10 protein-coding genes and 1 pseudogene are annotated in these 11,800 nt (G+C 41.3%); 7 read left to right on the forward strand and 4 right to left on the reverse strand.

All coding sequences use genetic code 11. The annotated features are described in order from the left end of the window. Positions 1-438: 438 nt before the first annotated feature. The 5 genes from ACEW80_RS09375 (at position 439) to ACEW80_RS09395 (ending at position 5,473) form a co-directional block, all read left to right on the forward strand. Positions 439-1,845: a pentapeptide repeat-containing protein gene (locus ACEW80_RS09375; protein WP_373526320.1), complete on the forward strand. Its 1,407-nt coding sequence runs from the start codon at positions 439-441 to the stop codon at positions 1,843-1,845. Positions 1,846-1,940: 95 nt separating this feature from the next. Continuing rightward, entirely contained in the window at positions 1,941-2,240 is a 300-nt protein-coding gene (locus ACEW80_RS09380; RefSeq protein WP_373526321.1) for a hypothetical protein, read from the forward strand. A 250-nt stretch (positions 2,241-2,490) separates the two neighbouring features. Continuing rightward, a complete protein-coding gene (locus tag ACEW80_RS09385) occupies positions 2,491-3,780 on the forward strand; it encodes a glucose-1-phosphate adenylyltransferase (RefSeq protein WP_373526322.1) in 1,290 nt (429 codons plus the stop codon). A gap of 69 nt (positions 3,781-3,849) precedes the next feature. Continuing rightward, on the forward strand, positions 3,850-4,359 hold the full coding sequence (locus ACEW80_RS09390) for an AAA family ATPase (RefSeq protein WP_373526323.1): 510 nt from the start codon (positions 3,850-3,852) through the stop codon (positions 4,357-4,359). A gap of 118 nt (positions 4,360-4,477) precedes the next feature. Beyond that, positions 4,478-5,473: a DnaJ C-terminal domain-containing protein gene (locus ACEW80_RS09395; protein WP_373526324.1), complete on the forward strand. Its 996-nt coding sequence runs from the start codon at positions 4,478-4,480 to the stop codon at positions 5,471-5,473. Positions 5,474-5,530: 57 nt separating this feature from the next. On the opposite strand, the gene ACEW80_RS09400 is transcribed toward ACEW80_RS09395, so the two are convergent. Beyond that, positions 5,531-6,184, reverse strand: coding sequence for a glutathione S-transferase family protein (locus tag ACEW80_RS09400; RefSeq protein WP_373526325.1), 654 nt, complete (start codon positions 6,182-6,184; stop codon positions 5,531-5,533). Positions 6,185-6,362: 178 nt separating this feature from the next. Beyond that, positions 6,363-7,364, reverse strand: a pseudogene (locus ACEW80_RS09405) (transposase); the annotation flags it as partial. A 63-nt stretch (positions 7,365-7,427) separates the two neighbouring features. Between ACEW80_RS09405 and ACEW80_RS09410 the strand changes: the two are divergent. After that, entirely contained in the window at positions 7,428-7,757 is a 330-nt protein-coding gene (locus ACEW80_RS09410; protein WP_373526329.1) for a restriction endonuclease subunit S, read from the forward strand. 129 nt (positions 7,758-7,886) lie between these two features. Here ACEW80_RS09410 and ACEW80_RS09415 read toward each other — a convergent pair whose 3' ends face one another. Together ACEW80_RS09415 and ACEW80_RS09420 are read right to left on the reverse strand one after the other, a co-directional pair. Then, entirely contained in the window at positions 7,887-8,429 is a 543-nt protein-coding gene (locus ACEW80_RS09415) for a peroxiredoxin family protein (RefSeq protein WP_373526326.1), read from the reverse strand. A gap of 302 nt (positions 8,430-8,731) precedes the next feature. Then, positions 8,732-9,343 (reverse strand): peroxiredoxin, encoded by a 612-nt coding sequence (locus tag ACEW80_RS09420; RefSeq protein ID WP_373526327.1) that lies wholly within the window; start codon positions 9,341-9,343, stop codon positions 8,732-8,734. A gap of 131 nt (positions 9,344-9,474) precedes the next feature. Here ACEW80_RS09420 and ACEW80_RS09425 point away from each other — a divergent pair, with 131 nt between their 5' ends. After that, positions 9,475-11,667, forward strand: a complete 2,193-nt coding sequence (locus ACEW80_RS09425) for an amylo-alpha-1,6-glucosidase (protein WP_373526328.1) — start codon at positions 9,475-9,477, stop codon at positions 11,665-11,667. Positions 11,668-11,800: the final 133 nt, after the last annotated feature.

The raw sequence follows: 11,800 nt of genomic DNA on the forward strand, positions 1-11,800 counted from the left end.
CGCTCCTGAAGGGGACTTGACGCCACGCTCACGTGAGCTAGATCAAATTCTTCGTTTAGCCGCCTAGACCACCAGTTGCAACTTTTTGATACTTAGCTCAGGAATTTAATTTCTGGGTCAATTTCTGCAAAAGTATAGAAAGTTAGTCATTTTAATTTCATAGAAATTACTGCAATAATTTTATACAGCATAGCAATAATAATATTTGTAATTCATAGTTATGAAGTAGTATCAGCTACTTGTGTTGTTGCGTTGATAGTTATCGGAATTGTTATTTATGTTTGTTTCGAGGCAAATAACAAGATACCTGGAATAGGATTCTGGCTATTTTGTCTAGGCTTAAGCATAGCTTTTGCGTGGGTTAGTACAACTATTACAGCATTGTTTATAACGATTAGCTCCATATACTGTGGAATTATAGGTGAATTCCTAGCTGTTATGGGATATGGACTGATTGCTGAAGCTCTAATTATAGGCGTGTCAAATATTATATTAAATGAAAAGGATGGTGATGGTCTTGTAACTATAATTGCAGCGATTCCGGTTATAATATCAGCCGCACTTATTGCACGAAAAGCAATCAAAGGCTCACCTAAATTTAGATGGATTAAGGAAGTAGCTGTATTCTGGACATCAATAGGTGGAACATCTTTTTATAAAGCAGATTTAACAGATACTTGCTTTGATGGCGCACATTTACCTTATACAGATTTTAGAAAAGCTAATTTAACTCGCACTAGCTTTGAGGAAGTAACTGGGTTAGAATTTTCCCGACTGCAAGGAACGATACTGGAAAATTTCAAAGTTAGGAAATTGCTAGTAACCAAAAGAGGTAATAATGAAGATTATACCGGCGCTAACTTAAATGGTGCTAATTTAACGAATGCTGATTTAACAGGGGCAATCTTAACCGGAATAAATGCTTTAGATGTAGATTTTTCTGAAGCAACCTTGAGCGGTGCTTGCATCCAAGAATGGAATATCAATAAAAATACTCGCTTCACGGGGGTAAAATGTTCACACATTTATTTAAAGTGTACTAAACAAGGCGATCGCATTATTCTTTCAGAACGTAAGCCAGATAGTGGCGAGTTTCAAGATGGTGACTTTGAAAAATGGATTGAGAAATTACAAGAAACAGTTGATATCATCTTGAAAGGAAAGTTTAACTCTAGGGCTTTTGGCATTTCACTTGCTAAAGCCGCTGTGCAGTATGAAAGATTAGACCGTTCTCGTTATAGTATTGAAAGTAAAGGCGATGAAGTATACATTGCCAAAGTTGGTGTGTTGCCAGAAGCCGATAAAGCAGCGATTCATCAAACAATTACAAATTATTATTATAACGAATTATCTATTCAAGGCGAAAAAGCAAATATATTACTAAATCCATCTGGAGAAGTTGAAATCATGGAAAGCAATAATCAAAACATCAGCGCCGGCCGAAATGTTGATATGTCTAGCGGTAATAAAATTACTGTAGGCGGCGATGTGACAAACTCTAACTTGACACTGGCAGAAGCTAACAGCCAAGTTAACAATTCGATTCAGAAACTTAGGGATATTAGTACTGATACTAGCGACCAGCTAGCAAAGATTTTAACAACTTTGCAAAAATCTATCAATGATGAACCAGCCCTTTCTGAGAATCAAAAGAAAGAGGCATTAGAATATGTAGAAACTATAGCAGAGGAAGGGAAAAAACCTTCAGGAGAAAGGGAAAACAAATTCTGCTCGATGGCTCTCAATGCCCTTAAAGGTATAGCATCTACTGTTACGGATGCTAGTAAACTAGCTGAAGTATTCAAAACTTATTTGCCTACCCTTAAAAACATACTGGGGATTTAGGTGGATCTCAAAGTATTTGCTACCGATAAGAGGACTTTTCAAACAACCTCTAAGATAAGCTAAAAATTGCCTCACTTTTACCAAAGGAATTGCTGATGAATTATCAGAAGCTAGATGCTGCTCTTACAGCAGCGCTCAATGATGTTCAAAACCCAGAAGAGCCGAGTTTGGCAGTTTTTATTCATACTGAACCAATGTTAAACTCTACTCCAACTGCGGTTTTAGAAAGTTTGGGCATTAGTGATGTTACCAGTGATAAAGATATTTTCACAGCAACGCTGTCATTAAATGCCATTTCCCATTTGTCAGAGCAACCTTGGGTAAAGTATTTAAAACTATCACAGACATTGCGTTTAGTTAATAGGAGCCGAGGTATAGGCAGTTTGGGTGTTTGATCTAATCACGATTGCTGCTTACTTTAGGGTTAGTTTTATAAAATTGTCTGTTGAGATACCAAATGTAGCGATCGCTCTCCATTCTTTCCGATTAAGATAATACAAATGTTCTATTTTTCCCTAGTAGCATCATTGAACACCAACGGTATTTTAGAAATTCATCCCTAAGAATCTCCGATCGCCACTTATCAGGTGCTACATACAGTCCTAAACTGAATATGAGAGTTGAAAGGCAGTCGGGAGAAATTTTGTGAAAAAAGTATTATCAATCATCCTTGGTGGTGGCGCGGGTACTCGGCTTTACCCACTAACCAAACTCCGTGCTAAACCAGCAGTACCAGTAGCAGGGAAATACCGTTTAATCGATATCCCTGTCAGTAACTGCATAAATTCCGAAATATTCAAAATCTACGTTCTGACACAATTTAACTCAGCTTCTCTGAATCGCCATATCACCCGTACTTACAACTTTAGTGGCTTCAGCGAAGGGTTTGTGGAAGTGCTAGCCGCACAGCAAACACCAGAAAACCCCAACTGGTTCCAAGGTACAGCCGATGCTGTGCGTCAATATCTTTGGCTGTTGGAAGAATGGAATGCAGACGAATATCTAATCCTCTCAGGAGATCACCTCTACCGCATGGATTACCGCCTGTTTATCCAGCGCCATAGAGAAACCGGTGCTGATATTACTCTCTCAGTTATCCCCATCGACGAACGCCGCGCCTCGGATTTTGGCTTGATGAAAATTGACGATTCTGGTAGGGTAATTGACTTTAGCGAAAAACCCAAAGGTGAAGCGTTAATCCAAATGCGCGTTGATACAAGCGTACTGGGTTTGACAAAAGAACAAGCCAAATTACAGCCCTACATCGCTTCGATGGGGATTTATGTCTTCAAAAAAGAGGTTTTGTTCAAGTTATTGAGAGAATCTTTAGAGCGGACGGATTTTGGGAAAGAAATTATTCCTGATGCCTCTAAGGATTACAATGTTCAAGCCTACTTATTTGATGACTATTGGGAAGATATAGGAACAATTGATGCATTTTATCATGCAAACTTAGCGCTGACTCAGCAACCCCAGCCACCCTTTAGTTTCTACGATGAAAAAGCGCCAATTTATACCCGCCCTCGTTACTTGCCTCCAACTAAACTTTTAGATTGCCACATCACCGAATCAATTATCGGCGAAGGTTGTATTTTGAAGAATTGCCGCATTCAACATTCGGTTTTAGGGGTGCGATCGCGGATTGAATCTGGTTGCGTCATTGAGGAATCTTTGCTCATGGGTGCAGACTTTTACCAAGCTTCTGTAGAACGCCAAGATAACTTAGTAGAAAATGACATTCCCGTAGGTATCGGTAGTGACACGCTGATTCGCCGTGCCATCATCGATAAAAATGCCCGCATCGGTCACAATGTGAAAATTATCAATAAAGATGACGTGCAAGAAGCTGACCGCGAAAGTCAAGGTTTTTACATCCGCAGTGGTATTGTCGTAGTGCTGAAAAATGCTGTAATTCTCGATGGAACCATCATTTAGTCATTAGTCATTAGTCATTAGTCATTAGTCATTAGTCATTGGTTAATAGTAACAAAGGACAAATGACAAATGACTAAACTCATCTTACTAATTGGTCTACCAGGTAGCGGTAAGTCAACTTTGGCAAAAAAATTACTGGCAGAATGCCCCCAGATGTCGTTGATTTCTACGGATGCCATCCGGGGGCAATTATTTGGTTCCCAATCTGTTCAGGGTTCGTGGCTACTAATTTGGCGGGAAATTGAGCGGCAATTTCAGCAAGCGACTTCCATACATAGAACGGCAATTTTCGACGCTACCAATGCCCAGCGCTGCCATCGTCGTGAAGTCATTGCTTTAGCCCGTGACTTGGGCTTTACTCACATTAGGGGAATTTGGGTAGATACGCCAGTTTGGCTGTGTTTAGCACGTAATAAAAGGCGATCGCACCAAGTTCCAGAAGAAATTATTTTGCGAATGCACCGTCAACTCCGGGATGCCCCCCCAAGCCTGGAAGAAGGGCTAGACAGCCTGTTTCGCTTATCAGAAAAATCTGAGTACGGAAATTGCGATCGCGCAGTGAGCAAGAACCACACTTGATTTTCGATATTGTTTGTTAATTTAAAATCAGAGTATTTTTGCTTGGCACTATCCCTGGCAAATTAAACATCTCTTATCTTAAAAAAACATAACGAGAATTTATATAGGAGGCTGGTAGATGGCTGCAACCGACTTCAAAGACTATTATGCAATTTTGGGAATCAGTAAAACTGCCACTCCTGAGGAAATTAAACAAGCCTTTCGGAAACTAGCCCGCAAATTTCACCCTGATGTTAATCCAGGCAACAAACAGGCAGAGGCACGGTTTAAAGAAGTTAGCGAAGCCTACGAAGTTATCTCAGACCCAGATAAACGGAAAAAATACGATCAATTCGGTCAATATTGGAAACAAGCTGGTGAAGGTTTCCCATCTGGCGGTGTTGGTGCTGATATGGGTAACTTTGACTTCAGCCAATACGGCAATTTTGATGAGTTCATCAATGAGTTACTAGGACGCTTTGGTGGTGCTAGTCCTGGTGCTGGGCGACAAAACTATTCTTACCGCACTTCTACAGGTGCGCCAAGTGGTTTTGGCAGCTTTAACGATTTTGGGTTTCAAGATGCAGGTGCTAGTACTGCTCAGGATAGTGAAGCTGCGATCGCTCTAACTTTTGCTGAAGCATTTAACGGTGTGCAGAAACGCTTTAGTTTAGGCAATGAAACAATTGATGTCCGCATCCCATCTGGGGCTAAAACTGGTACTCGCCTACGTGTACGCGGTAAAGGTCAAATCAACCCCATGACTCAACAACGGGGGGATTTATACTTAAAAGTCGAACTTCAGCCGCACTCGTTCTTTCAAATGGAAGGCGATAATCTGGTTTGCGAAGTGGCAATTACTCCAGATGAAGCTACTCTGGGAGCGTCTATTGATGTACCCACACCCGATGGTTCAGTTAATGTCAAGCTGCCTGCGGGGGTGCGTTCTGGTCAATCCTTGCGTTTACGTGGTAAAGGTTGGCCTCTCGCCAAAGGTGGACGCGGCGATCAATTGGTGAAGGTAGCGATCGCCCCACCAAAAGACCTCAGCCAACAAGAGCGGGAATATTATGAAAAAATCCGGGCTATACGTACATATAATCCCCGTAGTCATTTGCAGCAAGTTAAGCTGTGAAGATTTTGGATTGTAGAGACGCAAAGTTTCGCGTCTCTAAATTAATTAGGTATAAATTTACTGTGCCATTCTCGACACCATCATCGACTTAAAGCTTTCTATTATCTCAGGTGTAGACTCAGTAGCTTGCCATGCTGGACGTGCAATTAAGCGATCGCACCAAGCACTGAGTTTTGGATAATCATTTAAAGAAATCCCGATTATCGGCAACCATATTACTACAGTTCCAGCCACAACTTCGGCGAGAGTGAGGTTTTCACTACCGAAGTAAGGGCGATCGTCAAGTAAACTTTCCAAAAACTTCAGCACTATTGAAATTTTTTGCTTTGCTTGCTCGATTTTTTCTGGAGGTGCTTCAGGTAAGCCTAATATCTGAGGTAGAAACGTAGTAGTTGGTGGCAAAAGTTCATTAACAGTTACCATTTGTACCATACGGGCGATCGCTAAATCTTTGGTATCTTTAGGCAACATCGCAGGCGTAGGATATTTTGTTTCTAAATAGTCCAGAATTGCTAAAGATTCCACTACATTAAAGCCGTCATCTACCAAAACTGGAATGTGATGAAAGGGGCTAATTTCCAAAAACTCTGGTTTAGACTGCTCTCCATCCAGTCTTATTTCTACTAATTCAAACTCAAGTCCTTTTTCCAAGAGAGTAATCCAAACACGGCGCGAATTGGGAGAAAAAGGCTGGTGATAAAGTGTCAACATCAGAAAACCTGCTATATTAGGACTTACGCATTGACAAAAAGGATCATCTATGGAATCTAGATAATGCCATCACTGCTACAGCGCTTCCCGCTATTATGCAATACAATTTTCTTCTTGCCCCTCTCCTAGCATAGCTTTCAGATTTGAGGATGTACCTCATAGCTGCCGGAAGTGCTGTAAGGTTTGCAAAAATATGCTCACGTACAACTAATGTAAACATATTCCGTTGTACTTCGTACCAATTGCTAATTACTTTTTCAGACCGCATAAACTCCAATCTAATAAAAGCTTGAAGTGAACAAAATATGTGAGTCTTGATTGCATAGGTATCTCTAACCCTTACGGGTTCGCCAGTCGCTACAACGGAGGGAACCCCCGCAACGCGCTGGCTCACCATGAATCGACAAATTCCACATACTTGTTTTATAGCTCGATGAAAGGTTTCAATTCCCCAATGGGTATCATGAATTGTGATAAATTCATTTCTGGTTATCTCCTTGATTTTTTCCTCATCTTGAATATACAAAATATAGTGTCTAGAGTCTTCTTTCTTGAAGTCTTTCCTAAACAACTTTATAAATCCAAATTCTTTCAGATGAGTTCTTAATCCTGACTCTGGAATCACCAAGGTACTTACCTGGCAATACTTATGCGGCTCATTTGAGACAGTTCTATTTTTTTCAATCCCGAATAGAAAACCCAGTTTCTGGTTTTTTAGAAATTTTAAATTCTCTACTCCTGAATACCAATTATCTCCTGTTACTATTCTTGGCTTGACTCCCCAGCTTATTATTTCACTCACCATTTCTCTAAAATAATCGTTTTTTGTTTTCTCCTCTTTTTTGTCATATATTCTGTAATTTATTGGTACTGAATTACCGTTAGTATCGCTGTAATATAAAGTGATTAAATTTAAGCCAATAATAGCTTTATGGGCTTTTCCTGACCAAAAATAACTGATTAATTCGGCATTTTTTGGGTCGCTGTAAATTTTTTCTATAACTGTATCGTCTACACTTAGTATCCCTCCTACCAAGTTAATGATTTTCTCTCCTATGTTGAATAAATCTTTCGGTTCGTATATCTCTCTCAACAAAAACCGATTCACACTATCATGTGAAACGTCTCCCAATATCTCTGCTAACCTACTGCACCCCCCAAACTTTGGCTCTAATTTGATACCTAAGCCGTCTGCATTCCTCTTGTTTCTTCAAGCGGTCACGGGAAAAAAAGTCTTAATTATATTCATTATCAGGAAGGTAAATTTGCTCTCGGAACAATTTTAGCTGCAATTATTCCAAAGAATAATACGGATATTTCTGCTGCTTTTTTACATCAATATTTATTGTTTTATAAAGATATAAAAATAGTTCCTTTAATGAGAGGTGCCGCTAATGTATCTCTTACAGTAAAGGATATTGCAAAAATTGAAATTCTGCTACCTCCAATTAATGAGCAGAGAGAGTTGATGCTATTAATGAAAAAAGTTGATGAACTGGAAAAACAAATTCAATATCAGAAAAATCTAACAGAAAATTTACGACAGACTATTCTGCGCGAAGCCTTTGAATAACCTTCCACCTATAGGGGTAATTCATGAATTACCCTTACAGGCTTTTTCGGTCAGAATACCTAACTGAATTCTGACTTCTGAATTCTTCTTCAACTCTGAATTTTTACGAAAAATATCTTGAGCAAACCTTTATAAAACATTGAATTGTTCTAACAATGTCTCAATGCTAGCATTGTGATCCAAAAAAGAAAATAAATGCCAATAGCGGAGTCTCCCTTCTTTATCTAATACAAACTGTGCTGGTAAAGGCGCTCCCAGTGATTGCCCTACTTGATAGGTACGAAACACTCGACAACTGGGATCACTCAATAACGGCATTTTTAAGCCTAAATCCTTCACAACTATTTGACTCTGCCGCTCATCGGTACTACTAATCATCAAAACTTCTACACCACGATTTTTAAATTGTTCGTAGTTCTCGTTTAAAGCTTTGATATGAGGAAAACAAAAAGGGCAATATTGCTTTTCGGTAAAGATGCGAGTCAAGGCGAGTAACACTGGTTGCTTACCTTTATAATCAGATAACTTTACTAAAGTTCCGTTGGTAATATCTGGCAGTTGAAAGTCTGGTGTTCCCACTTCCAATCTGAGTTTATTGCTAGCTGGAATCGGCAAAAAATTGCGGAAAAATCGCTCATTTAATAAGCCACTAAAATCAGTTGAAGTAAACATATTTTTAACTCTGATTATTTAAATACCATTTTATGAGAAAACCACAGATATATACGGAGGCTAACACTGTTTAATGCAATACGGTTCGGATAAGACTTGATCCCCCCAACCCCCCTTAAAAAGGGGGGCTAAGAATGGCTCTATTTCCCCCTTTTTAAGGGGGACTAAGGGGGATCTTTAAGGACTATTCACCTTAACCGAACCGTATTGTTATTTAATGTGCATCTCTGTTTATCTGTGGTTTTAAATGATTTTGCTCTCAACTCCAACAGGATGGATTAGAGTTTGCTAGCTAACAAAATTTAGACAGCAGAGAAGTAAACTTTAGACTTCACTGGGTCAGGATTCATTGTCTTGTCACCAGGTTGCCAACCAGCTGGGCAAACTTCATCGGGGTGAGACTGAACATACTGAATTGCTTGTAATGTCCGCAGGGTTTCATCAACACTGCGACCAAATGCTAGGTTGTTGATAGTGGCGTGCTGTATGATACCATCTTTATCGATGATGAACAGACCACGCAAAGCAATACCTGCTGCTGGGTCAAGAACGTTGTAAGCAGCGCTAATCTCTTTCTTGATATCGGAAACTAGAGGATAATTCAGGTCGCCGACACCACCAGATTTGCGATCGCTTTGAATCCAAGAGAGGTGAGAGAATTCACTGTCAACAGAAGCCCCAAGGATTTCTGTATTAATTTTCTTGAATTCTTCGTGGCGATCGCTAAATGCTGTGATCTCAGTGGGACAAACAAAGGTAAAGTCTAGGGGGTAGAAAAACAGAACGACATACTTACCACGATAATCGGAAAGTTTGATTGTCTTAAATTCCTGATCTACCACAGCCGTTGCTGTGAAATCGGGAGCTTGTTGACCAACGCGGAGGCATCCTTCGGTTCCGTAAGTGTGGGACATTAACTTAATTCTCCTTTATCGGTTTAGTAGCGTTGGAATTTGGGTTAAGTAAAACTCACCCATCCCCGCTCTCACAGTTTGATTACGATCTGTTACGACTATATCATACTCATAACGATTTTGAGTAACAAATGCTTGATTTAGATACAAGAGAATGGTTGCTTACCAATGGCTTAGGAAGTTTTGCTAGTGGTACAGTTTCTGATGTCCGCACACGTACTTATCATGGTTGGTTGTTTGCCGCTACAAACCCCCCTTCTGGACGGACTCTGTTGTTTTCGCACCTAGAAGCTAGCTTAGAAGTATTAGGGAGCGTTGTCGCACTGGGGACAAATTTTTGGGGTAACGGTCAGATGGAGCCGACCGGCTGCGAACTGCTGCGTGGTTTTGATATTAACCCAGTTCCAAAATGGATTTGGGGTCAAGATAACTGGCAGTTAACTAGACAATTGGTGATGCCCTATGGTTGGGAAGGGAGTAGCGAATGGGGAGTAGGGAGTGGAGAAGAGAATCATACTTACCACTCCCAATTTTGCCATCGGACTCTAATCCAGTATCGTTATGACGGAAGTGATACAGCAATTTTACGGCTACGACTGCTGATCGCAGAACGTGACTTTCACCACCAGCAAGCCGTTAGTCCAAATTTACACTTCTCACAAGTGTTAGGGCAACAGCAAGTCTGTCTGCAAGCAATAAATTCTGGGCATTTCGGTATACCTTGGCACTTGCGCTGGACACAAGGAAATTATCAACCAGATGCAGTTTGGTACTGGAATTATGGATTGCCTGAGGAGACGAAACGGGGATTAGGCGACAAAGAAGACCTCTACAGTCCTGGTTATTTGATAGTCACACTCCAACCAGGAGATACGGTAACTCTAGAAGCACGAGTAGGTTTTCCCGACCCAATGCCAAGTGTTCTTACCCCCGATACCTTTGCAGAAGCCGTGGAGGCAGAGCAAGAGCGGCTCTCACAGATTTTTGGCTGGAGAGAAGGAGGTAGAGGAGCAGAGGAGCAGGAGAAGGATAATTACCAAAGTCCGATATCTAATACCCAATACCTGCCCAATACTTCTGTACGAGAGGCTGCACTTCTCTACGAGACGCTGCGCGAACGACAAAGCTCAGTAACCATGCCAACGGCAACGCTCAGTACAAGTGTCCAATCCTCAATCTGGCAACAACTACTCAGAGCAAGCGATCAATTTATCGTCTATCGAGCCTCAATTGCAGGCCCCACAGTCATTGCTGGTTATCACTGGTTTAATGACTGGGGACGCGACACCTTAATTGCCTTACCGGGATTGACGTTAGTTACACAGCGATTTGATCTAGCAAAAGGAGTATTGCGAACTTTTGGGCATTACTGTCGCTACGGTTTGATTCCTAATGCCTTTCCTGATGTCGATGGCGAACCGTTTTATAACAGTGTTGATGCGGCGCTGTGGTGGATTGAAACTTTAGGACTTTATCTGGAAGCTACCCAAGACTGGCAGTTTTTAGCAGAGCAATTCCCCGTAGTACAGCAAATCTACAAAGCATTTGTCAGTGGTACACATTTCAATATCCAGGTAGATGCTATTGATGGGCTAGTCAGTTGGGATGCTCGTGGTGTAGCGCTGACCTGGATGGATGTAGTAATTGGGGTACACCCCGTTACTCCCCGTCACGGTAAGCCAGTGGAAATCAATGCGCTGTGGTATTCTGCTTTATGTTGGCTGAGTCAGTGGGCAGAGCGCTTGAGCCAGCTTGAGTTTGGTGAGCCAGTGCGTCTGACTAAGCAAGCACAGCGTTATGCTCAACAAGCACAACGTGTAAAAACCTCGCTGCAAAAGTTCTGGAATCCTCAGCTAGGTTATCTGTACGATACTATTGATCTGGACGATCGCCGGAATTTTCAAATTCGTCCTAATGCCGTTTTGGCGCTGTCGCTGTATCATTGTGGGTTTTCTGAACAGCAAGGGTGTCAAATATTAGATTTGGCAACTGCTAGCTTGCTGACTCCCTATGGTCTTCGCACTCTCGATCCCGGAGATCCCGAATATAAAGGGAAATATGAGGGTAACCCAGAGCAACGCGATCGCGCCTACCACCAAGGAACTGTTTGGGCTTGGCTAATTGGCCCATATATTCGGGCTTGGCAACGTTTTTATCCACAACAATCGCTGCCTTTTGATTGGCAACCCCTGCTAAATCACTTCCTATTTGACGCTTGTCTTGGTTCTATTTCTGAGATTTTTGATGGCGATTCACCTCATACACCCAGAGGTGCGATCGCTCAAGCTTGGTCAGTAGCCGAAGTAATCCGCCACATTAAATAGTGCTGAGTCTATCTAAAAATGGCGAACATGAATTTACCACCAATCAACTCATGAGCGAGGAACGAGAAAGAGCCGATAATGATTCCCCGTGGAAAGAAATCCTAGAAGCTTACTTCCCCCAAGCAATGCAATT

Source organism: Nostoc sp. (assembly GCF_041747015.1).
GTDB lineage: Bacteria > Cyanobacteriota > Cyanobacteriia > Cyanobacteriales > Nostocaceae > Nostoc.

What these genes read in the sequence shown, in the direction of transcription:
- ACEW80_RS09375 (WP_373526320.1), top strand. Translation starts at nt 439, where the DNA reads ATGGGATATGGACTGATTGCTGAAGCTCTAATTATAGGCGTGTCAAAT.
- ACEW80_RS09380 (WP_373526321.1), top strand. Translation starts at nt 1,941, where the DNA reads ATGAATTATCAGAAGCTAGATGCTGCTCTTACAGCAGCGCTCAATGAT.
- ACEW80_RS09390 (WP_373526323.1), top strand. Translation starts at nt 3,850, where the DNA reads ATGACTAAACTCATCTTACTAATTGGTCTACCAGGTAGCGGTAAGTCA.
- ACEW80_RS09395 (WP_373526324.1), top strand. Translation starts at nt 4,478, where the DNA reads ATGGCTGCAACCGACTTCAAAGACTATTATGCAATTTTGGGAATCAGT.
- ACEW80_RS09400 (WP_373526325.1), bottom strand. Translation starts at nt 6,184, where the DNA reads ATGTTGACACTTTATCACCAGCCTTTTTCTCCCAATTCGCGCCGTGTT.
- ACEW80_RS09415 (WP_373526326.1), bottom strand. Translation starts at nt 8,429, where the DNA reads ATGTTTACTTCAACTGATTTTAGTGGCTTATTAAATGAGCGATTTTTC.
- ACEW80_RS09420 (WP_373526327.1), bottom strand. Translation starts at nt 9,343, where the DNA reads ATGTCCCACACTTACGGAACCGAAGGATGCCTCCGCGTTGGTCAACAA.
- ACEW80_RS09425 (WP_373526328.1), top strand. Translation starts at nt 9,475, where the DNA reads ATGCTTGATTTAGATACAAGAGAATGGTTGCTTACCAATGGCTTAGGA.